Genomic DNA, 22783 nt, shown 5'->3' on the forward strand with positions numbered 1-22783 from the left:
GGTTATCGCGCAGGAACATTTCCGTGGCGGGCAATGCCGACCATTCGGTAATCGCGTTCATTTTGATCGTCGTCGCCTGCTCGTCGGTGAGCAAGAAGCCGTCGAACTTGTCCCAGGGAATGTCCTTCTCCATGTCCCATCGAACGGACTCGAGCGATTTGTAAAGTTCCGGATAGAGCATCGTATTCATGGCCATCCCCTTGACGAATTCGTTCTCACCTGCTGAATGCGGACGAACCGTATATCGCAAATATGACCGCGGTACGACAAGAGAGGGGCTCGAGCGCGAGAGGGTTCCGTTGCCGATGCGCGTCTGGACAGGCCGATCAGCTAGCTCTCAGATATGACAGGGATATGTCTCGATGCGCTGTCATAACTGACAGCTTTTGCGCCAGACGCCCCGCGGATTTAATCACCTCGCTTGCGGAACGCCGCGTGCGCTGCGCAGCGACTCTCGTGCCCTTGCGAGATCGCCGCCTGTCAGCACGCCGCTTCACTGTCATCAAGTCTCGCTTGAAGAAAGTAGAGAGGACGGCATAGTGAGAACACGGTCACCCCTGATCGACGGCATTCTCGGCATGCTCGACGCGACGTCGGCGGGCGCCGAGCGAGCCATCGTTTTCGTCGACGAAAGCGGCGCGGAAAACGCTGTGCAATACCGCGATCTCGCACAGCGCGCGCTCGCGGTGTGCTCGGGCCTGCTCGCCCTCGGCGCCCGCGAGAACGACCTCGTGTTGATCGCGCTGCCGGCATCGATCGACTACGCGGGTCTGCTGCTCGGCTGTGTGCTCGCGGGGATGCTGCCGTGCACCGTGCCTTCGCCGGGTAAGCGCTTCAACGCGGACAGCATCGAAGTCGTCGAGATCGCCTGTCGGCTCTACGCTCCAAGACTCTTATTCACGACCGACGCCGCGTCGCAGCCGATGAGGGAGCGCCTGGCAGGCTTCGGCGTGCGCGTCGTCGGTACCGGCGAACTGATGCTGGCTGGTGCATCGGGTGTGCTCCCGCAAGTCTGCGAAAAGAGTCTCGACGATGCGCACCACGTTCAGTTGACGTCAGGCTCGGTATCCCATCCGAAAGCGGCCGTTCTGAGCCATCGAAACGTCTACGACAACTTGCGCGGTATCGGTGGTGCCGTCGGCTATGATCCGTCGCGAGGCGACGCAACGGTGTCGTGGCTGCCGCTCTACCACGACATGGGATTGCTGACGCTTCTTTCGAACGTTCACTATCGATCGGCGCTGCAATTCATGCAGCCGAGCGCGTTCATCCGTAATCCGCTCGGATGGTTGAAGCGCATCGCCCAGGCACGCGCTACCACGACAGCGGCGCCCACGTTCGCGCTGCGCTATTGCGTGCGGCGCTTCAACGCCGCGGCCATGCAAGGGATCGATCTCAGCTGCTGCCGCAATATTTTTGTCGGCGCCGAGCGCGTGGACGCGCGCACGATGCGGGAATTCGCGCAAACGTTCGCCCGGTACGGCCTGCCAGGCAGCGCATTGCAGCCGTGCTACGGCATGGCTGAATCGACGCTCGCCGTGACGATGCACGACGCGTCGCGGACGCTGCCCGCTCAAGCGCTCGTGCACGTCGTGACCGACGCTATCGATTCGGTCACGCTGGCTGAGCGTCAGCTTGCGCTACCCGATGAAGCCCGCACCGAGAGCGATGATGAACGAGCCGCGCCTGAAAAACCGGCCGCGCAAGAGCTCGTGCTGTCGGTGGGCAGGTCGATTCCCGGCATGGAATACGAGGTGCGCGATGAGACCGGCCGCGTCGCAGCCGAGCGTCAGCCCGGCGAGATTCATATTCGCGGCACATCGGTGATGATGGGCTACATGCCGAGCACGCAGACTGAGGTGCCGGCGGGGATCGACGAAAACGGATGGTTCGCAACGGGAGATATCGGCTACGTCGTCGGAGAGCATCTCTTCATCCTCGGCCGCAAAAAGGAAATCATCATCATCCGCGGCGCGAACTACTTCCCGCATGAAATAGAGGAAGTCATCGCGGATCATCCGGCGATTTTCAAGGGCGCCTGTGCCGCGGTGGGCGTCTATGACGAGAAGCAGGGCACGGAAAGCCTCGTGATCCTGGTCGAGTCGCATGCGTCCGGCGTGCATGCCAATGCCAACGCGCGCGCTGAAATGCAGACGCTGCTGCAACGCAAGCTCGGCTATTGCGCGCAGGAGATCGTGTTCGTCGAACCGGGCGCGTTGCCGCGCACGACGAGCGGCAAGCTTCAACGTCTGAAGTCGCGCCAGCTGTACTTGAACGGCGAGTTCTCCGACATTCGACTCCCGTCGCCGATGGCGGCGAGCGCGGCCATGAGCGCCAAGTCGTCTCCAGCACCGGGCGATGCGATCGCTCTCGAGCTCGGTCCCATCCCTGTGCGCAACGAGAGCGGCGCGGGCAATCAAGCTTCGTCGCTGCCCCATGCGGGCGCTCACCCCGACGGGCATTCGAACGAGCAACCTCTGTAACGGACCTTCGCCATGGACATGACCGACCTCCCACAGGAGCCCGGCGCTGAAGCGCGACCGATGCTCGAGCTGCGATCGATCGCGCGAGAATACCGGCGAGGCGCGGAACGTATTGCCGCGCTCAAGTCGATCGACCTGACGATCCGCGCCGGCGACATCATCGGCTTGATCGGACCGTCGGGAAGCGGCAAGAGCACATTGCTCAATATCGCTGGCTTTCTCGACAACCCGACGCGCGGTACACGCCTCATCGAAGGCAAGGCGATCGACGCTGCCGCCGAGCGCACGCTCGAGCACATTCGCAGGGACCGCATCGGCTTCGTCTTCCAGCATTTCAATCTGATCCCGGTCCTCTCATCGATCGAAAACGTCGAGCTCGGTCTCTTCTGGCTCAAGGACAAGGCCGAGCGGCGCGATCGCGCACGCGCGATGATCGCGCGAGTGGGACTGGCCGCGCGCGAGCAGCACCGGCCCGGCGAGCTTTCCGGCGGCGAGCAGCAGCGCATCTCGCTCGCACGCGCGCTCGTCAAGGAACCCGCCTTCGTCATTGCCGACGAGCCCACCGCCAATCTCGACTCGGCGAGCGCCGCGGCCGTCGTCGAATTGATCCTGTCGATCAACGGCACACACAACACGGCATTTCTGATCGCCTCACACGATCAGCGCCTTTGCTCACAACTGCCGCGGCGCTTGCGCATGGTCGACGGCGTCATCCACCCGGAACTGGAGACCGACAGTGAACTGGATCACGTTCGCGTGGCGTAACCTCTGGCGCAATCCGCGCCGAACGATCCTCACGATGCTCACGGTGGGTGTGACGGCGTTTGCCGCGGCGGTCGCGCTCGGCTACATCCTCGCCACGTTCAATGCCGTTCGCGAGGGGACGATTCTCGGCAGTGTCGGGCATCTGCAAGTGCTGCATCGAGGCTATCTCGACAAGATCGGCGAGCGGCCGCTGCAATACGGCCTTACCGCCGACGAGGGCGCGCGCGCGCAGCGGGCGATCGCTAGCTTGCACGACCTGCGCTCGGTTGCCCGTCAGATCGACTTCGAAGGCCTCGTCTCCAATGGAGACCTCAGCTATGGCTTCGTCGGCGATGGCATCGAGCCCAACAAGCAGGCGCCCGACTACTTCGACTATCACACGGTCGTTGCCGGCCGCTATCTCGATCCCGCTACGGCGGGCACGGAAATCGTGGTCGGCGCTGAACTTGCACGCAAACTCGCGATCAAGCCCGGCGACGTCATTTCGCTGATGGTTTCGACGGCTTCGGGCGGGATCAATGCGACCGACGCCCAAGTGGTCGGCATTATCAGCACCGGCGTGAAGGATCTCGACGATCGCATCGTGCAAACGAGCTTCGGATCGGCTCAGAAACTGCTGCGCACGGACAAGGCCTCGCGCATCGTGGTGCTGCTGAATCATACGTCGTCCACCGAGGCGGCCGCCGCGAGCCTGCGCGGTGCGCTGCCCGATCTCGACGTGCGAACCTGGGACCAGATCGCGTCGCTCTATCACCAGCTCGTATCGCTCTATCGAAACGAGTTTTCCGTGCTCGGCACCATTCTGGCCGTGACGATTCTTCTCTCGATGGCCAACTCTATTGTGATGAGCGTGATGGAGCGCCAGCGCGAGATTTCGACGTTGCGCGCACTCGGCATATCCACGGGCATCGTCAAGTTTATGTTCGTCAACGAATCAGTCTTCACGAGTGCCATCGGCGCTGCCGTCGGCGCATGCCTGGGAGCGCTCGTCATGGGCGCCGTCAATTACGCGCATGTGCGTCTGCCGCCGCCGCCGGGCCGCGTGAAGCCCGTGCTGCTCGAGTTCGCGTTGAGCGTACATGCGTCCGCCGGCATCGGGATCGCGTTCATCGTGCTCGGCGTACTGGCCGCGGCGTTCGCGACGCGTCGGCTCTTGAAACGCAACATCCTCGAGGGATTTTCGGCATGAAATCGATCCACCCGCGCCGCGTGCCGCAGCCGATCCTCACGGCCTTCTTCGCAACCGCTCTCGCCATCGCCGGCACGCGCGCGTTCGCGGATACGCCCGCTCAGATGCTCGCGCGCGCCGACTCTTACCGGACCGGCTCTGACGATGCGCAGACTCGGGTGCGCATCACTAACGTGATCGACGGTTCGCTAGAGGACGGCACCGACTACCTCGTCTATGCCCGCACGAACGGCGATACGCTTGCGATCACTCAAACGGGCGAGAACCAGGGCCAAAAGTACCTCGCCACCGACGAGGGCCATTGGTTCTACGTGCCGAATACGCGCCGCGCGGTGCGCATCAACGGCTTGCAGCGCCTGCAGGGCGAGGTCGTGATCAGCGACATCACTCGCACGCATTGGGCAAAGACTTATAGCGCGACGGTGGCGGCGAATGCGGCAGCTCAAATCGACGGTCGCGATGTGACGGAACTCGATCTGGCGGCGACCGACCCGGACAGTGTGTACCCGAAAGTGAAGCTATGGGTCACGTCGAACGGCGATGTGCCGGTTCGTGCGCAATTCTTTCTTGCAAGTGGGCTTCTCTTTCGCACCGCCGATTTCGGACCGCTCGTCGACATCAACGGCCGCAAGCTTATCGACAAGATCACCTATCGAAACGAGATCGAAAAAAAGCGAGCGAGCGTCGTCCAGCTTTCGAACGGCGAGGCACGCAAACTCCCGGTGAGCTGGTTCAACCCCGACTCGCTTTCGAATGTCAACTGACGCGCACTGCTTCCATCATGCACGCATCGACCGGAATCCTCCTTTGCTACGAGTGCTCGTCGCCCTCACTGCGTGCTCGTGCGCATGCACGGCGCGCGCGGACGGTTTCGATCTGGGGCAGCAATTGAGCACGTTAAACGGTGTGGCCTACGCGCGATCGATCACGTTCACCGGCGGCAATGCACTGATCGGCGACGTGATCGGCAGCGAGCCGGCCAACGCGCGCGACGTTGCGGCGCTCGTGCGCATCGATCAGCCGAACGTGTTCCTGAATGCGCGGGCCCTCCTCGACTACACGGGCGGTACGGCACGTACCGATGGCCGCCTGAACGAGCTTGGCGCGCGCGCCAACGTCACGCAGAACGTATCGGTAACCGTAGGCAAGCGGATCGAGTCGCTCGACGTGACGCAGGCATTCTTTCCGCTGGCGTTCTTCGAGAAGCACCCCTCGAATGCGGATATCTTCGATCGCTATGGCGACGTGGAGGGGGCACCGATTGCCGAGGTGAAGTGGGTCGGCGAGCGGTCGTCGTTACAGGCGATGGTCGGCAACAACCATACATCGAGAACCGACACGGACATTCGCGACACACAGGGCGCGAGCCAGCTCTTGCGCTTCGCGACGAATTGGGCGGGCGGTTCGGCTTCGGTGCTGGCCGGCGGGCATGCTGGGCACTTTGGCAGCGGCGGCACGTTTTCAATGGACGTCGGCGCGAATTCGACGTTCTACGGCGGCGGCTGGATCGAGCGCGGCAGCACGCGCGATTCCATCGGGTATGCCGGGGCGGCGATTCCCGCAACGGACCCGGCCGGCGGAAATCCGATCGACCGGCGCAATAGCGGCCAGTACATGTGGCGCACGGCGCTCGGCATGCAGACGACGCTGCCGGGCGGCATCGACGCGATCGCCGAATGGCAGCACGACGAGGCGAGGCTCGATGCGGCGCAGTGGCGCAATGTGACGGCTTCGATCACGGCAAACAGCGCCGCGATCGCCCGTGGCCAGTTTGCCGCCTTCGGTCCGCTCGTCGCGACCGCGAACTTTCTGTCGACCGAGGGCAATTTGCGCGATTACTTCTTCGTGCGGCTCGGCAAGAAGGTGAGGGCCGGCACCGAACTCTCGGCGCGTGCGCTCTATTCGCCGCAGGACAAGGGCCTGCTCACGGTCGTGCAGGTGACGTCAGATATCGATAGGCGCTTCAGCGTTGATCTCGCGCTCTCACATGCGTTCGGCGGCGGACATTCCGAGTATCGCGTCGTGGGCTTTTCGACGGAAATCGACGCGGCGTTACGCGTGCGCTTTTAAACCTCGAACATTCGGATAACGAGCGATATGCACCCAGCTAATCTGATCGACGATATTCGCACCCCGGCGCAGACATCGACGTGGAAGACGACGGATTTGCCGACGCTCGCCGCGCTGCCCGTCGCGGCGCGCCTCGAAGCGTTCGGCCCGCTGCCCGACGCGTTGCTCGCGTTGCTGCGCGAAGGCGCCGTCCGGCTTCTCGACAGCGACATGATCATCAGGCAGCGCCGGCTGGGCGACGTTGCATTGCCGGAGATCGAGGAAGGCGCCTCGACCGAGTTGCGCCATGACGAATCGGCGCTTGCGGAAGCGGTTCTCGAGCAAATTGCGCAGCAAGGTCTTGCCGATCACTTCAAGCCTTTCATGCGCTCGTTCATCCGGATCATGTTCGCGCTGTTCTTTACGCCCGACCAGTACGAGCGCGCCTGCGCCTGTCTCGATGACGGTTACCACTTCTCGTTCCTGATGAGCGATGCGGGCGGCCCGACGCTTGCCGGCTGGCAATCCGTCGCGCGTAACGACCAAGGGCGCATCCGCTTGACGGTCGACAAAGTCTGGGGCATCGAGGCGCACCGCGAGGGGATGGCAGTCATTGCGGCGCGGCTGCCTGGCGTGTTCTTTCCGGCCGCCTACCTTGTATGGCCGGAGCAGTACAGATCGCTCCGGCGGGTGTCGTATGGGGAGCCGTTTCTCGACGGCAGACTGCAGCTCGGCAATGTCAACGGCGAGGTCGAGGTCGGCGCGGGCGACCGTCTGAAAATCGGCGGTCCGACTGTCTTCAATAAGTACCTGACGATCGTAAGGCCATTCTTTGTCCGCGCATTGATGGCGCACCTCGAATGGCTCGCCAGCGAAGGCCGCTTGACCCTGGACGAGAGAGCCGGCGATGCCATGCGATTCATTGCGGACGCCGCAAGGCAACAAACGCGATCACAGGTCTACAGCTTCGGCAGCGTGCAGCGGGTACTCGCGCTGAAGTTCGCGTCCAACGAACTGTTGAGCGGCCTCGTGCGCAGCGGAGCGGTACGCGAGTTCGGCGACGAACGCGATTTGCTCGCGTTCTCGAAGATGGAGGGGAGCTCCTATCGCTGCTATCACGAGCTTCGGACGAGCTTCAAGGGAGTGTGACGGGCCGAGTGGCGCTTCGAGCGCCGCTCGCGTTCGGCGAGCTTCATGCGGTAATCAATCAATAGCAAACGCGCAGTCAATCTACCTCAAGGGGAAATTGCAATGAGCACCACCACGCCTGAAAACGCACTGGCTGTCCTGGCACGCGAAGTCGCGAAGATTCTGAACGTCGAATCGGTCGAGACCAACGTCGGCATCGGCGAGCTGGGCATCGATTCGCTCAACATCGTCGAGCTGATCGTCTTCTGCGAGCAGCTTTACGGTTCGATCGATCCGGAAGCGCTCAACATCACGCAATACACGACGCTCGAGCAGCTCGACGAGCAACTGCGCTCGAATCAGGCCGCCTGAACATGGCGCGCGTCGTTGCACGTCCGCTTGCCGGGGAGATCGAGGGATGAGCATCGCACTCTCACTCGAGCAAGACATGCATGCGCCCGCCGGCACGCCGAGGGCCCGCTTGTCCCTGCGCGCGCTCGCGTACCGGCGCATCGCTCCCGGCGCGGGCGGCATCGAGGACTTGAGCTACGCGGCTGCCGCGCTCGGTGCACGGATCGCCGAAGAGGCGCATGCGTGCGTCGAGCCGGGGCTTGCGATTTCTGACTATGCGATCAGCTCGACGATTCTCTCCCCAATGTTGATGGACGAATCGCAGACGAGCCGCGCGCTGATCGGCGCGATCGAATCGCGCATGCATCGACGCGTCGATTGGATGACGCACGGCTATGAGTGCGCAGGCTGGGGCTTCGTCTTTCGATATCTGCTCGAGAAGGCTGCGGCAAGCGGGCGCCGGCGGCTGCTTCTGCAGATCGTCGATGTCGACATTCACTGCTTTACATACTGGTTGGCCAACGAGCAATGGGGCCACTCGGGCTTCGGCATCTGCACGATCGTCGTCGACGTGGAGCCGGGTGAGACATGGCCGGTTCTGGTGGGTGCCGCGACCCAAGCCAACGCGATGGTGCAGATGGGACGCGCCTTGCGCTCGTTCAGCGCGGAGCGTCCCGGTGTTCCTCTCGCTGTGCCGTTTTTTCGCGAAGCGTCGCGCCGAGTGCTCGTCAACATGCTCACGGGCGCGGCTATTCATCCTGACGGTTACGAGCGGTTCGGGCATTCCTTCGGCAGCGATCCCTGGATATCGGTCCTGCTGCATAGGCTCCATGACGCAGGGTCATGCCGCTCCACGATCGTCAACTCCCTTGCGCTAAACGGGTATTTCGCGATGGCCGAGATGACCTTCGCGCCCGACGCAACGTTCCGCCTGGAGATGGAGCGATGAAAGCGCACTACCGATTGCAGGCGGATCCGCGCAGCGGCGCATTGCTGCTGCCCGCATCGACATACAACGTGCCGCTAGCGACGCCCGAGGACTACGCGCGCATCGCGCTTTATCAGCCTCACGAAAACACACCCGTCCTGCTCGATCACGCTCAGTATTTTCGCTTTTTGTCGGCGCTGGCCGACGCTGTCTGGCGCTCGCTCGGCGACAAAGCACGGCTCTTCATTCAGCTTCGAGCGCCGTTCATCGATTCGCTGCCCGCGAATCTCCTCGATGCGCGCGTGGTGCTCGGGACGGGGCTGGCCAATGAAATGAACTTCTGGACGGCGGCCGGACCGGGACCATCGCTTTGGATAACCGACCGCATCCGACGCGACCTCGATTACCCCGGCGACAACACGCTGACCTGTGCCGCGCCGGACGCGCGCTGGCTCGATGCCGCCGATGCGGTGCTGACGCGCGCCTGGCCCGGGCACGCGGTACGGCTCGTGCGCGTCGAGCGCATTGCCGACCCCGACGACCTTCCGCGATCCTACGACCACGCCGGTCGTCTTCACCGGCACCGGAGACCATGATGCACGCACACACGCCTGATATCGAACAGATTCGATGGGCCATGCCCGTCGACGCGCTGATGTCGACCGATTACGAGTTGCGCGAGCTCGCACTCAACAATCTCTACGAAAAGGCAAAGGCCGCGCAGTGGGACGTTGCGAAAGACATTGACTGGAGCACGGAGCTCGATGCGGACAATCCGCTCGGCATGCCCGACCCGACGTTGCTGATTTATGGCACGCAACTGTGGGACAAGCTCGATGCAGCGGGCCGCAGAGAAGTTCGGCACCATGCGCAGGCCTGGCTCCTCTCGCAGATCCTTCATGGCGAGCAGGCCGCGCTGATCTGTGCGGCGAAACTCGCATCGGCGGAGGAGGGGCTGTCCGCGCGGCTTTGCGCAGCCACGCAGATGATGGACGAGGCAAGGCACGTCGAAGCCTATGCGAAGCTCGTGAACGAGAAGTTCAGTACGAGCTATCCGATGAGCAAGTCGCTCAAGGGCTTGCTCGAGGATACGATCACGTCGACTCATCTCGACATGACGAATCTCGGCATGCAGGTGCTCGTGGAGGGTATCGCGCTATCGATCTTCCAGAGTGTCGTCGCCTACAGCACGGATCCGTTCATCAAAGACCTGTTCTCCCGCATTCAGCGAGATGAGTCGCGCCACTTCGCGGTGGGCAGGATCACACTTTGCCGCGTCTACAGCGAAATGTCGTCGACCGAGCTCAAGGAGCGCGAAGAGTTCGTCAGCGAGGGCGCGTCGGTGCTGTACGAGCACCTTTGCGCCGACGACATCTGGGAGCCGATGGGCTTCTCGAAGGAAGCATGCGCCCAGATGGTGCGCGATTCGGAAGTATCGAGCACGATACGGCGCTCGATCTTCAGGCGCCTCGTTCCGACGATCCGCGAGATGGGCTTGCTCACGCCGCGCGTGCGGCGCACGTTCGAGCAGCTCGACGTGATCGACTATGAAGTCATGCCGTTGTCGTTGAACGCGTGATGCCATGACGCCCGTCGATCGTTCCCGTCATTGGCTCGGCATCGACGCGGCGGCTTACGAGCTGCCGGGTCAGCCCATCGATATCGAAGCATGGGCGACTCGTCATGCGTACCGGCGTGAACGCGTCGAGGCCATCGTCGAATCGGGTTGCCGCTATTTTCACGTGGCCCCCGAGATCGGCGAAGTCGAGCTCGCGACGCGCGCCGTCGGACGACTGATCGATGAGGCCGGACTCGCCCCCTCGGAAGTCGACTTGCTGGTACACGTTCATACGCAACAGTTCAGCGTACCCGCCGCGCCGCGCAGTCTGCCGCACGAGGTTGCGAAGGCTCACCGCATGAGGCCGCTTTGGAGCGCATCGGTCGCCCAACTGAACTGCGTGTCCATCGCGGCCGGCATTCGCGCCGTGGATGCGCTTTTCTCGGCCTATGCGCAGGCTAACGCGGCGCTCATTGTTTCTGTCGATCGCGTTTACGGCGAGGACTATCGGCTGCGTCAGATGTCGGGGATTCAATGCGACGGCGCCGCCTGCCTGCTTATCACGCGCGACAGCGCGCGCAATCGAATCGGCGAGGTCGCCATTCGCAACTATGCGGAGTGGCATCCGGGATCGGATGCGGTGGCAAGCATCGAGCGCGAGATGATCGCCATGGAGTGGCAATACACGCGCGAGATCATGTCCGCGGCCTCCGACATGAGCGGCGTTCCGGTCGACGGCTTCGCGAAGATTTTGCCGCACAACGCCGATTTGCGCGGCTGGCGATCGCTTTGCCGCGCAATGAACATCTCTGCTGAACGGCTTTTCGAAGACAACATTTTTCGCCGCGGCCACGCATGCTGCTCGGACTTCGCGATCAACCTGGCGGATGCGGGCTTCGCGGCGCTCGATGCCGGCCGGCACGTGATGGGCGTGATGCAGTCGAACACCGGAGCGTTTGCCGCCGTTACCCTCCACCCGCACTCAGGTGAAACCGATGATGGATCATGAATCGATCGAATGCGCACCGCAAGCGGGGCTCGCCGACAATGCGGACCTGCGCTGGCTCGCGGGACTCGATACGCCGTGCTACGTCTTCGATCCTCGCATCGTGCTGGCCCGCTATACGGCGCTGCGCGAGGCGCTCGGCACCCGTCTCGTCGTCTCGCTGAAAGCCAATTCGAACGCCGATCTGTTCGTCCGCTGCGGCCATGCGTTCGAGGACGGAATCGAGCTGGCGAGCCAGGGCGAGCTCGATATCGTCGTCGGGCGCGGCAAGCAGCCGAAGTATCTCAACAACCCGTCGATGAGCGAGGACTTCATGCGCGCGGGTCTCGCGTCGCGCTGTCACTTCATCATCGACAACCCCGACATGGCGCGGCGATTCATCGCGCTCGCCGCCGGCAAGCCGAAGCAGGACGTGATGCTGCGCATGAACGCCGGCGCACTCGTCGGTGAGCGCGCGCCGAAAGGCTGGCACGATCACTTCGGCATGACGATGACGGAAGCCGTGCACGTCACCGAGCTCTTCAAGGCGGCGGGCGTTGCGATCAGCGGCCTTCACGCATTTGCGGGCTCGGGCAGCTTTCGGGTTTCCGATGCGCATGGAGACGAAGCCGACTCGCCGGATCTCGCATTTGCACTCGCCCACGCAGCGGAACAACTCGCGCAGATCGCGCACGCGCCCATCACGTTCCTCAATGTCGGCGGCGGGTTTTCGGAGAAGGGACACGGCGAAGAGGTGTTCAGTCGCTATCGCGAGCGGCTGTCGCCGCTTGCGGCACGCTACAGCATTGCGCATGAATCGGGACGAGCCATCTTCGCGGACGCGGGTGTCTTCGTCACGCGCGTGACGGCGGTCAAGCATTGGCCGGATCGTATCGTTGCCGTCTGCGACGGCGGCATGAGCCACAACTTTCTGCTCGCGAGGACGGAATCCGTGCTGAAGGCGTGGCAGCAGCCCATCGTCGTGCCGTGCAACGGCATGCATGCAGCCGCTAGCTCCGATGCGCGGGCCGTTACGCTCGTTGGCAACACGTGCAATCGCGCTGACGTGATCGGACGTCTTTCCGCCGACAGGCGGCCGCCCCAGCCCGGCGACTTCGTGCTGTTCGAGCAATGCGGCGCCTACAACCATTCCTATACCGTCAGCGGCTTCCTTTCGTTGAGACCAGCGAAGGTTTACATCCGCCAGGCCTGATGGAGCGATCATGAACGACTCCCATTCGACGAATGCTCACATCCGCCTTTTCGATCTGCTCGAGGCGGCGGCCGCGCACGTTCCGCACGGCATGGCGATAGCCGACGAAAGTCGACGCGTCGACTACACGCAGTTGCTCGCCGACGTACGCAGAGCGGCGGCGGGCTTGCGTACGGCAGGCATCGGGCGAGGCGATCGCGTTGCAACCTACGCACCCAAGCGATACGAAGCCGTCGTGACGATGCTCGCGGCCAATCTTGCAGGCGCGATTATCGTGCCGATCAATCCGCAATTGAAGGAGCATCAAGTCCGATACATCCTCGACGACAGCGGCGCCAAGTTATTGCTGACGACCGAGCCGCGTCTTCGCCGGCTGCCCGATGTAGGGGACAGCATCGCATGCTGGGTCGTCGAGCGGCTCGACGCGCTTTCCATCGAAGATTCGTCGGTTGCCGCCCGCTCGACATTTCATGTGCCCGATGTTGCCGTCGTCGATTCGGATCCGGCTGCGCTGCTCTACACGTCCGGCTCGACGGGGAAACCAAAGGGGGTGGTGCTATCGCAGCGCAACCTTGTCGCGGGCGCGCAAAGCGTTGCGGCATACCAGCGACTTTCCCGCGACGACGTGATTCTCGGCGTGCTGCCGCTAAGCTTCGACGCAGGGCTGAGTCAACTCACGTCATCGATTGCCGCCGGCGCTTGCTATGCGCCGCTCGATTTCCTCAAGGCCGGCGAGGTGCCGCAATACTGCGAGCGCGTGGGCGTCACATCGATTACGGGCGTCCCACCGCTATGGATGCAGCTTGCGGATGCGAACTGGCCGATCGAGACGGGTGCGCGGATTCGCCGCTTCGCGAACACCGGCGGCCACATGCCGACGCCGTTGTTGCAGCGGTTGCAGCGGCTCTATCCGAACGCGCTGCCGTACTTGATGTACGGCCTGACGGAGGCGTTCCGCTCGACTTACCTTGCCCCCGAAGATGCGGCCGCGAGGCCGGCGTCGATCGGCAAGGCGGTGCCCAATGCCGAAATCCTCGTGCTGAGACCGGACGGCAGCGCGTGCGCCGACGACGAGCCGGGCGAGCTCGTCCATCGCGGTGCATTCGTGACGCTCGGTTATTGGAATCAGCCCGAATTGACGGCCCAGCGCTTTCGGCCGCTGCCGCATGCGCATCGGCAGATCCCGCTCGAGGACAAGGCCGTGTGGTCCGGCGACATCGTGCGCCGTGATAAGGACGGCTACCTGTATTTCGTTGCACGCGCCGACGACATGATCAAGACCTCGGGCTATCGCGTGAGTCCGACTGAAATCGAGGACATCGTCTTCACCTGCGGCGACGTGATCGAAGCCGCCGCGTTCGGCGTCCCTCATCCTGCGCTGGGCCAGGGCATCGTCGTATGCGCATGCGCCAGCGGCGATCGCGAGACCGCGGCGCAATCGATCGTGCGTGCATGCCGGGAGCAACTGCCATCGTACATGCTGCCGCTTCACATCGAAGTACGTGATGAACCGCTGCCGCGCAACCCCAACGGGAAGATCGATCGTCCCCTGCTGAAGGCCGAGCATGCCGACCGGTTCGAATCCGAGCCGCAGCGTGCCGTGGTGGAGGAGTGATGCCGATGCTGACGATCGAGCAGATCGCCGTTCACCACCTGCCGCGCGAGGCGTTTGCAGGCGTCCAGGCCAACGAGCGCAATACCGGTTATGCCCACATGATCGCGCCCGGCGCGAAGTTCGTGCTACCGCGCGGGCGCGGTCGCATCGATGCGGACGAGGCTGCGCGCCTCGCCCGTACCTGCAAGGTGGCGCTGCCGATCGCACCCGCCGGACAGAGCCTGTCGGATCTCGCGTCCGCGGCCGTCGGCGAGCTCGAACATTGCGTCGATTGCCAAGTATTGCGCGAGACGACGCACATCGTGGTAGCACAGTCCACGCTCAACGAGCGCATCGTCGAATCCGTCGCGGGCCGGGTTCAGTGCGAGCTGGGTTTGAAAGTTGTGCTGCCGCTCGCGCTCGGACAGTGCGGCACGCTCGGCCTCTATGCCGCCATGCCGCTTGCCGACGGGCTTCTCGCGGGCGGAGGCCAGATTCTCTTCGTGGCCGCTGACAAGTGGCTCTATCCGTTTTTCCGGACCTATGGCGATCTGGTGTCGTATGGCGATGCGGCGGGTGCGCTGTTGATGCGCCGCGATCACGCCCGCGGCGGCACGTGCGTGCTCGGCAGCGCGCTCGTCTACGGCGATGCGATAGATGCGCCGTGGGACCTCGATCCGCGCGAGCTCGAGCGAAAGTTGGTCGCATTGGCGGTCGAGGTCTCGGCCGATGCGCTCCAACAGGCCGATCTGCGAGTCTCGCAACTCGACTGTTTTGCGCCGGCCGGCTTCGGCGCGCGATTCAGGGCTGCGATCGCCGATGAGCTCGGTATCGACGCACAGCGAGTCTTCGCTCGCGATGACGGTGTGCATTTGTCATCAGCGGACACGCTTTCGACGCTTCACCGCATACAGACGATGCTCGCGCCCGGCGAGTCGCGGGTCACGCTGCTCTGTGACGCTGCGATCGCGGGCATGGCGGGAGCGCTCGTTGTCGAACTTAAAGGGCGAGCGCCCGTACCGCTTCATTGACACCGGGGATATGAAATGACTGCATACAAGGTCAGCCTGCGTGAATTGCGATTCTTTCTCTGGGAGCTCAACGACGTCGAGCGCCGCTTTTTGTCAGCAGCGCCATACAGCGGGCGCGATCGCGCCTACTATGACACGTTGCTCGAACGCGCGCGCGACTTCGCGCTCGAGCTGGGCAAGAGCTACCGCTCGAGCGATATCGAGGGCTGCACGCTCGGCGCGAATGGCGAAGTTGCGATCCCATCGGATTTCCATGCGCTATGGACCCGCTTTCGCGCCGAGTGGGTCGCGGTCTTCGGCAACAAGCGCGCCGATGCGGCAGAGCAGGCAAGCGAAGGGAACGCTGCCCACGCGAACATCGACGTGCCGCCGATCCTGACGCAAGTGATTCTCGAGATGTTCATGGGCGCGAACCCGTCGTTCATGACGTATGGCGGCTTTACGCGCCCCGCCACAAAGCTTTTGCAAATGCACGGAACGCCGGCACAAAAGCGTTTCGTCGACAGGCTCTCGACTTACGAATGGGATGCGTGCTTTTGCGCTACCGAGCCGCAGGCCGGTAGCGACCTGACGGCGGTGACGACGAGCGCCGCGCCGATCGGCGGCGACGTCTACGCCGTGACCGGTGAAAAGATCTACATTTCGGCCGGCATGCACGAGTTGACCGGCAATACGCTGTACTTCGTGCTCGCCCGAGTCGACACCGCGACCCCCGATTCGTTCTCACTGTCGTGCCTGTTGGTACCGCGGTTCTGGGAGAACGAGACGACCGGCGAGCTCGAACCGAATCACGTCGAATGCATCGGTCTGCCGCGCAAGATGGGCTTGAAGGGGTGCGCGAACACGCATCTCGTGTTTGGCCGAAGCGGCGTCACGCGTGCCTATCTGCTCGGCAATCGAAAGAATGTCGGCTTGTTGCAACTGGTGCCGCTCATGAATCAGGCGCGCATGAGCACGGGCATGTTCGGCGTCGGTGTGGCTTCGAGCGCTTACCTGCATTCGGTCGCCTACGCAAGGCGCCGTTTCCAGGGCCGGCCGATCGAGGCCGCTTCCGATACGAGCGCGCCCCGCGTACGCATCATCGAGCATGCGGACGTGCAGCGGATGCTGCTCGACATGAAGGTGCGCGTCGAGGGTTGCCGGGGCCTGCTCGGCAAGCTCGCGTCGGCTGCGACGCAGGCTGCGATTCTCGAGGCGGCCCCGGGCTCCGATACGACGGCGATCGAGCGCAACCGCAAGCTCCAGCAATTGCTGACGCCGATCTGCAAGGCGTTCATCTCCGACCAGGCATGGCGCATCTGCGAGGCCGCGATCCAGGTCCACGGGGGCATCGGTTACACCGACGCAAGCCCCGTGGAGCAGAACGCGCGCGATGTGAAAATCCTCTCGATATGGGAAGGCGCGAACTATATCCAGGCACAGGATCTGGTGCGCGACAAGCTCGGGTTCGGCCGGAACTCCGTGCTGATGCGTTATTTCCGCGAGGAGCTCGATGCGTGCCTCGATCGTCAAGCGGCAAGCGCTCATGACAGTTTCGATCGCTGGTTCGTCGCCCTGCGTGCGGCCGCCGATGCGCTCGAGCGTGGACTGGAGCGCATTGCGCAGACGGTGCAGGGCGGGGAAATGCGCGCGAGCAGCCAGTTCTATACCCGGTTTCTCGAGATGTTCGGGCTCGTCGGCTCGGGTTGGGTTCTTCTAGAGTCAGCCTGCATCGCCGACCGGCGATTGCGCGAAGACGACGTCAATAGCGACCTCCCTGAAAGCGCGTTCTATCGCGGCAAGATCAAGAGCGCCGCCTATTTCTTCGAAAACGTCCTGCCGCTCGTCGGGCATCAAGCGGATGTGCTCGACAGGATGTCGTCGGCCGCCTGCATGGCAACGCCGGAAGAACTTGCGGAGGCCGAATGAGCGAGCCGAATCCTCCCGGCAACCTGCTCGGCCGTCCGCCGACCCGCTACCGCGGGACCGACATCGACGGTGCGACGCTTTCTCCCGAAGGGCTCTGGGTTCGTGGTCGAAATCTCAACGAGCTGATCGGTGGGATTTCGTTCGAGGATGCGCTCTGGCATATATGGTTCGACCGCATGCCGTCGAGCGGCGAGAGCAATGCTGTGAGGCAACGCCTTGCGCGCTATGGCGCGGCATTCGCGGGCGGCAATGCATCGGTCGACGCGGCGGCAGGAGCTGCACGGGCGGGCGTGGAGACGATTTTCGCGGCCGCCGCGGGGTTGATGCGCGACGTCGATCACATACAAGCGCAGGTCGCGCACGACGCGCGCGGCGATTGGGACGACGACTTCGATGCGCTGCTCGCCTGTGTCGCGGGTGCGCCCTATCTGATGCGCGCGGCGTTGAATGCGCCCGCTGTCGACGAAGCGGGCGGGAGCCACGCGATGCGCGTGCTGCGCGCCGCACGCGCTGACGGGCGCGCGGACATTCCGGACCAGGCGGCGGAACGCGTCATGAACGCCCTGCTCGTGGCGTGGCATGGCGGTTTCGGGTACATCACGCCGACTGTGCTCGTGCCGCGCTGCGCGATCGGCACGGGCGTCACGCTCGCGCAAGCGATCGCCGCGGGCTTCATGTCCAGCGGTCCGAATCACGTGGGGGCGGCCCGGGCGGCGATGCAATGGCTGACATCGATCGCATCGGCCGTTGACGGAGCGTCCGCCGATCGGCAGGCCAGCGATGAGGCTGCCGTGCTGCAAGCGGTGGATCGCACGCTCGACGGCAAGGGCGCCTTGTTGTCGGGGTTCGGTCATCCGCTGTTCGAGGCGGATCCGCGTCCGCCGCACGTGCGCGCGCTCTTTCGCGAATGGGGCTTCGAAGGCCGTTTCGTGCGGATGTTCGATGCGGCCTGCGATCACGCCGCGCACCGCAAGGGCCTCAAACCCAACATCGATTTCGTCACCGCCGCGGCGCTGCTCGATCTCGGCATCGACGAGCCTCGCTGGGGAGTCGGCGTCGGACTGTGCGCGCGGATCGCGGCGATGGCGGCTCATGCCGTCGAGCGCCGCAGCCGTCCAGCGTTCGGCGTGACGAGCGCCACAGCGCGCAAGTTGCTGGCCGCGGTGCCGGTCGGCTGGTTGTAAAACGCTTTCCAAAGGGACTCCGATGCTGCTGAAAAACCTTCGCCCCGCGAACGATTACGACCGCTTCGCAACTGAAACGCTGGAACCGTGGGACATGCTTTTCGTTGCGCGAATCCGGCAACTGGCGCGAGAGATCCCGCCTGGCGCGCTGGCGGACATCGGCACCGCGACCGCGGTCGTGCCGGTGCGCCTCGCCGCGGATCCGGCGCTTGCCGACTGGAGCTTCATCGGCGTCGACCTGGACCCGGCGATGCTCGAGGAAGGCGTGCCGCGCATCGAGGCACTCGGGCTCTCGTCGCGCATCGAGCTCAAGGTCGGCGATGCGCTGGCCTTGCCGTTCGAAGACGGCGCACTCGCAATGGCTGTGAGCCGCGCAACGCTGCACCATCTGCCCGACAAGGCATTGAGCCTGAAAGAAATGTTCCGGGTCCTGCGTCCGGGCGGCATCGCTCTCGTGCACGATATGCGCCGCGATGCGCCGCAGGCGCTGCTCGATCGCTTTACGCGGATGCGTGCGGAAGCCAACTATCCCCCGACGCACCTCGAAGAGAAGGTGACGCTCGACGAGGCTCGTGCGCTCGTTGCCGAGGCAGGGGTCGACGCGTTCTCGACCGTATTCAGCCCGAACGCCGGGCTTGGCGCGATGGGTTTCGAGATCCTGCTCAAGAAGCCCGTTTGCGCATGAGGGACATGATGCCCGTCTCGACCGTGTACAACGATGCCCGCGCGGAGTTCGCCGAAACCCGCCTCAGCGACGGGACGGTCCGCTGCTCGTTCGCATCGGCATGCAGCACGCTGCCGCTCGTTATCTCGCCGCGCATGCCCGCGCTGGCCGAGGATCGAGCAGCGGCGTTCGCCTGGTTCGCGCAAAGAGCGAAACTCATCGATACGCTGTTGCACGAGTACGGCGGGGTGCTGCTGCGTGGCTTCGCCGTGCCGGATACCGCATCGTTCCGGCGGCTCACGGAGCTTTACCCGCCGCATGCGTTCGGTTACATCGCGGGTGCGGCGCCGCGCAAGTCGATCGACGGCGGCGTGTACGAATCGACGCGCATGCCCGCGCCGTTCAAGATCGGTCTGCATCAGGAAAAAGCGTACATGCCCGACTATCCGCGTCTTCTCGCGTTCTATTGCAACCGGCCGCCCGAGGCGGGAGGCGAAACGCCCCTCGCCGATATGCGCGCGGTCACGCGACGTCTCGCGGCCGGTCAGGCGCTCGAGCGCTTTCGCGAGAAAGGCGTGATGTATCGCCGCAACTTCGCCGGTCCGGGGAACGCGCCGCAGGCTCCCGCCTCGGCGCCGTTCGCCGAGTATCACCGTCGTTGGAGCGACGCATTCATGACCGACGATCGGGAGCGCGTCGAGGCGCTTTGCCGTGAGACTCGGCTCGCCTGCGAATGGCTCGCTGACGGCAGCGTGACCGTTTCGCACGTGGGGCGCGCCACCGTCGTTCACCCTGTCACGGGCGAAGAGGTATGGTTCAACCAGGCCAGCGCGCAGCATGTGAATCCGCGCTCGATGGGCGAGCTGTCGTTTCGCTATCTGCAGCTTGCCTACAAGTCGCGCGCCGCGCTTCCCTACGAAATTCGTTATGGCGATGGCACACCGATGCAGGCCGCCGATCTCGACCCGGTCTACGACGCGATGGATGCCGAAGAGACCGCGTTCGCCTGGCGACGCGGCGACGTGCTGTTGATCGACAACATTCTCGTGGCGCACGGCCGTAATCCGTTCGAAGGTGCGCGCGACATTCAAGTGGCGCTATTGGACTGACGACGATGAGCACCATCACGAGTGAAACCCGTTCCGCTGCGCCGCTACCCGGCGGGACATCATCCGTCGCGCGTATCGATTCGCTTCCGGGTGCGGCGGCGTGTGCGATTTCGGCCGACCGCCTCGAGGTGCGAGCGGGAACGTTCGCCTTTTCCGCGTCGAATATCGGCTTTCGTTCAGGCGTTGTGACGGCCATCGTCGGCCCGAACGGCTCCGGCAAGAGCACGTTGCTGGAGGCGCTGTTCGGCTTTCGACGAGCCGAGGTGACGAACGCGCGAATTCTCGGCGCGCCGGCCGCACAGTTCATGCGTGAGCCGCGGCAATTGAGGCGGTTGGGCGCTCAGTTGCAGCGCGTCGAATATACGGACAGCGCGCGCGTACGCGAGATTCTCGACGTTCATCGCGCGCTCTATCGTCGACAGGATCCGATCGTCGAAGACGCGCTTGCGATCGGGGAGTTGATGGAGAAGCCCTATCGCGGTCTTTCCAAGGGCCAGCGGCAAAGGCTCGATCTTTTCGTCGCGTTGGCGCACCGGCCGGAGCTGGCCGTGCTCGACGAGCCGTTCACCGGGCTCGATCGCACGGTCACGCGCAGCGTGCTCGACCTCTTGCGTGGGCCGTTGGCCGGCACGACGATCGTGATGATCTGCCACGCGGGTGAGGAGTTGGAGGCCGTCGACGATCTGCTCTGGGTTCATGGCGGCGGCATCCGGTATCGAGGCCTCAAAGCCGCGCTGAAGCATGAACTGGTCGGAGAGTTCCGGGCGTTCATTCAGCTCGACAGTGACGAGCAAGTGCGCGGCGCCCGTTCCATTCTCTCGGTCGACGCGTCGGTCCTGCACGTCACGGAGCCCGAGCCGCGGCGCATTTGCGCGTTCGGCACCGCGGGCCTCGATCGTACGCTGCGCACACTGATGGAGGAGGCCGGTGTCAGTCGCTTCGAGTTCGCGCCGACGGACGACGGCGATCTTTTGCGTGCATGCACGCAGGGAGACCTCGATGCTTAAGGTATTCATGATCCTTACACGCAACGAGTTGCGCGGCCAGTTGCGCAGCAAGGCGGGGCTCTTCTGGTCGTTCGTGTTCCCGATCCTGCTGCTGACCGTCATGTTGCTCGCGTTCGGGCGTTCGAATTCGCTCGGTTCGGTGAAGCTCGCATTCGACGGCAATGTATCGGGCACGCTGGCGCACGCCTGTGGGCCGACGATCGACAAGGCCTTCGCATCGGGTGACCCGGTGCAGGCGAGCAGGGTCGCACCAGAGGCGAATGGCGACGACGTGGTTCGCGTAACGTGGCCTTCCCAACGAGGCGAACCGGTGCGCATCACCTACGATTTCAACGGTCCTACTGCGGCAAAGGCGGCATCGCGCATCATCGAGATCGCGCTGGTGCGTTGTATCGCCGAGTCGGCGGGCACGCCCGCGGGCAATGTGGTCCGCTTCGAGAACGACGCCCGAGCGAAGCCGCCCATCGATTATGGCAAATTCTTCGCCACCGGCATTCTCGTCATGGCGTTCATGTCGATCGGCGTTATTTCGACGGCGACGACGATTGCGGCGTTGCGCGAGCGCAATACGTTCAAGATGTACGTCTGCTTTCCGGTGTCTCGCCTGGTCTTCCTTGCCTCGTTGATCGCCTCGCGAATCCTGCTGATGCTGGCTTCGGCGGCGACGCTGCTGCTCGTCGCCACGTACGGCTATAAGTTGCATCTGCCGATTTGGACGGGCCAGGCGGCGCGCGCAATCCCCGTCATCCTCCTCGGCGCCGCCATGTTGTTGAGCTTCGGCACATTGCTCGCAAGCCGGGCGCGCTCGCTGTCCGAAGTGGAGCTGTGGTGCAACGTCACTTACTATCCGCTGCTCTTCTTCAGCGATTTGACGATCCCGCTCTCTGCCGCGCCCGACTGGTTGCGCGCGGCACTGCGGCTGCTTCCCACGAACCAGTTCGTCGTCGCGCTGCGCGGCATCTTCATCGACAACGCGAGCTACGCCCAGATGGCATGGCCGCTTGCCGCGATGCTCGGCTGGACGCTGATTTTTCTGACCACCGCCACACTGGCCTTTCGCTGGTATTACGACTGAAGGAGCTTTGCCGATGAACCCGTCGAACTGGACCCGAGCCTACTTGCGCAATGCAGCGATGTTCCTGCCGGCGATCGTGTTTCTGCTTTATGCGCGCCTCGGACCGGGTGAGGGCGGGGCCCGATGGGATACCGCCTATGTGATCGGCGGGGCCCTCGCGATCGGCCACGCGATCTGGCTGCTGCGTGGCCAGGTGAAGCACGGCATTGCGCTGGGCGTCGATCTGTATCTCGTGGTGGGCGGCGTTCTCTCGCTCATCTCTTCCGACGCGAGCCGCACCTGGGGCGAGGAACTCGGTGCCGCTTCCGTGCTCATCTGCGTGCTCGTCGTCGGCATCGCCGGAATGATCGTCGCGCCGCAGCAGTTCTTCGGCGACGTGCAGGTCGATCCGGCGAAGGCCAGAACGATGTGCATGGTCATGATCGTCATCACGGCCGCCGCGCTGGCTTTGGCCGTATTGATGCGCCATAGCGCGGTGATCGGCGGCGTGCTGCCGATCGTTGCCCTCGTTATCGCGCGCGGCATGCTGAAAAAGCGCGTGCTGGACACGGCGGCGAACTGA

General features: G+C 63.9%; 21 protein-coding genes and 1 pseudogene. 21 read left to right on the top strand and 1 reads right to left on the bottom strand.

The genetic code is table 11. From position 1 onward, the window contains the following. Positions 1–190, bottom strand: a pseudogene (locus tag B0G57_RS03740) (ferritin-like domain-containing protein); the annotation flags it as partial. Between the two features lie 349 nt (positions 191–539). Here B0G57_RS03740 and B0G57_RS03745 point away from each other — a divergent pair. The 21 genes from B0G57_RS03745 to B0G57_RS03845 all read left to right on the top strand — a co-directional run bounded on the left by B0G57_RS03745 (position 540) and on the right by B0G57_RS03845 (position 22783). After that, positions 540–2483, top strand: coding sequence for an AMP-binding protein (locus tag B0G57_RS03745; RefSeq protein WP_223258534.1), 1944 nt, complete (start codon positions 540–542; stop codon positions 2481–2483). Between the two features lie 12 nt (positions 2484–2495). Next, positions 2496–3248 (top strand): ABC transporter ATP-binding protein, encoded by a 753-nt coding sequence (locus B0G57_RS03750; protein ID WP_018439672.1) that lies wholly within the window; start codon positions 2496–2498, stop codon positions 3246–3248. Continuing rightward, on the top strand, positions 3220–4437 hold the full coding sequence (locus tag B0G57_RS03755) for an ABC transporter permease (RefSeq protein WP_018439671.1): 1218 nt from the start codon (positions 3220–3222) through the stop codon (positions 4435–4437). The genes B0G57_RS03750 and B0G57_RS03755 overlap by 29 nt, the downstream gene beginning before the upstream one ends. Next, positions 4434–5201, top strand: a complete 768-nt coding sequence (locus B0G57_RS03760; protein ID WP_018439670.1) for an outer membrane lipoprotein-sorting protein — start codon at positions 4434–4436, stop codon at positions 5199–5201. The genes B0G57_RS03755 and B0G57_RS03760 overlap by 4 nt, the downstream gene beginning before the upstream one ends. Positions 5202–5325: 124 nt before the next feature. Next, the gene (locus B0G57_RS03765) at positions 5326–6507 is read left to right on the top strand and encodes a hypothetical protein (RefSeq protein WP_146013301.1); all 1182 of its coding nucleotides are present in this window, start codon (positions 5326–5328) and stop codon (positions 6505–6507) included. 27 nt (positions 6508–6534) lie between these two features. Next, positions 6535–7635 (top strand): hypothetical protein, encoded by a 1101-nt coding sequence (locus B0G57_RS03770; protein ID WP_018439668.1) that lies wholly within the window; start codon positions 6535–6537, stop codon positions 7633–7635. A 102-nt stretch (positions 7636–7737) separates the two neighbouring features. Further along, positions 7738–7986: an acyl carrier protein gene (locus B0G57_RS03775; protein ID WP_018439667.1), complete on the top strand. Its 249-nt coding sequence runs from the start codon at positions 7738–7740 to the stop codon at positions 7984–7986. A gap of 46 nt (positions 7987–8032) precedes the next feature. Then, positions 8033–8914, top strand: a complete 882-nt coding sequence (locus B0G57_RS03780; protein WP_018439666.1) for a hypothetical protein — start codon at positions 8033–8035, stop codon at positions 8912–8914. After that, positions 8911–9489: a hypothetical protein gene (locus B0G57_RS03785; RefSeq protein ID WP_018439665.1), complete on the top strand. Its 579-nt coding sequence runs from the start codon at positions 8911–8913 to the stop codon at positions 9487–9489. Before B0G57_RS03780 ends, B0G57_RS03785 begins: the two co-directional genes overlap by 4 nt. Then, on the top strand, positions 9489–10472 hold the full coding sequence (locus tag B0G57_RS03790; protein ID WP_035468379.1) for a ferritin-like domain-containing protein: 984 nt from the start codon (positions 9489–9491) through the stop codon (positions 10470–10472). The genes B0G57_RS03785 and B0G57_RS03790 overlap by 1 nt, the downstream gene beginning before the upstream one ends. Before the next feature lie 4 nt (positions 10473–10476). Next, a complete protein-coding gene (locus tag B0G57_RS03795) occupies positions 10477–11460 on the top strand; it encodes a beta-ketoacyl-[acyl-carrier-protein] synthase family protein (protein ID WP_018439663.1) in 984 nt (327 codons plus the stop codon). After that, a complete protein-coding gene (locus tag B0G57_RS03800) occupies positions 11450–12649 on the top strand; it encodes a PLP-dependent decarboxylase (RefSeq protein ID WP_018439662.1) in 1200 nt (399 codons plus the stop codon). Before B0G57_RS03795 ends, B0G57_RS03800 begins: the two co-directional genes overlap by 11 nt. 10 nt (positions 12650–12659) lie before the next feature. Continuing rightward, complete coding sequence (locus B0G57_RS03805) at positions 12660–14264, top strand: acyl-CoA ligase (AMP-forming), exosortase A system-associated (protein WP_018439661.1); 1605 nt, start codon at positions 12660–12662, stop codon at positions 14262–14264. Positions 14265–14269: 5 nt separating this feature from the next. Continuing rightward, the gene (locus B0G57_RS03810) at positions 14270–15274 is read left to right on the top strand and encodes a hypothetical protein (RefSeq protein ID WP_026229485.1); all 1005 of its coding nucleotides are present in this window, start codon (positions 14270–14272) and stop codon (positions 15272–15274) included. Positions 15275–15289: 15 nt separating this feature from the next. Beyond that, on the top strand, positions 15290–17182 hold the full coding sequence (locus B0G57_RS03815; RefSeq protein WP_018439659.1) for an acyl-CoA dehydrogenase: 1893 nt from the start codon (positions 15290–15292) through the stop codon (positions 17180–17182). Beyond that, entirely contained in the window at positions 17179–18366 is a 1188-nt protein-coding gene (locus tag B0G57_RS03820; RefSeq protein ID WP_018439658.1) for a citrate/2-methylcitrate synthase, read from the top strand. The genes B0G57_RS03815 and B0G57_RS03820 overlap by 4 nt, the downstream gene beginning before the upstream one ends. Before the next feature lie 22 nt (positions 18367–18388). After that, positions 18389–19051 carry a class I SAM-dependent methyltransferase gene (locus B0G57_RS03825; protein ID WP_018439657.1) on the top strand — a complete coding sequence of 221 codons (663 nt, stop codon included), beginning with the start codon at positions 18389–18391 and terminating at the stop codon, positions 19049–19051. After that, positions 19048–20139, top strand: a complete 1092-nt coding sequence (locus B0G57_RS03830; RefSeq protein ID WP_018439656.1) for a TauD/TfdA family dioxygenase — start codon at positions 19048–19050, stop codon at positions 20137–20139. The genes B0G57_RS03825 and B0G57_RS03830 overlap by 4 nt, the downstream gene beginning before the upstream one ends. A gap of 5 nt (positions 20140–20144) precedes the next feature. Next, on the top strand, positions 20145–21146 hold the full coding sequence (locus B0G57_RS03835; protein ID WP_018439655.1) for an ATP-binding cassette domain-containing protein: 1002 nt from the start codon (positions 20145–20147) through the stop codon (positions 21144–21146). Further along, on the top strand, positions 21139–22221 hold the full coding sequence (locus tag B0G57_RS03840; RefSeq protein WP_018439654.1) for an ABC transporter permease: 1083 nt from the start codon (positions 21139–21141) through the stop codon (positions 22219–22221). The genes B0G57_RS03835 and B0G57_RS03840 overlap by 8 nt, the downstream gene beginning before the upstream one ends. Before the next feature lie 13 nt (positions 22222–22234). Then, entirely contained in the window at positions 22235–22783 is a 549-nt protein-coding gene (locus B0G57_RS03845; RefSeq protein WP_018439653.1) for a hypothetical protein, read from the top strand.

Source organism: Trinickia symbiotica, assembly GCF_002934455.1.
Lineage (GTDB): Bacteria > Pseudomonadota > Gammaproteobacteria > Burkholderiales > Burkholderiaceae > Trinickia > Trinickia symbiotica.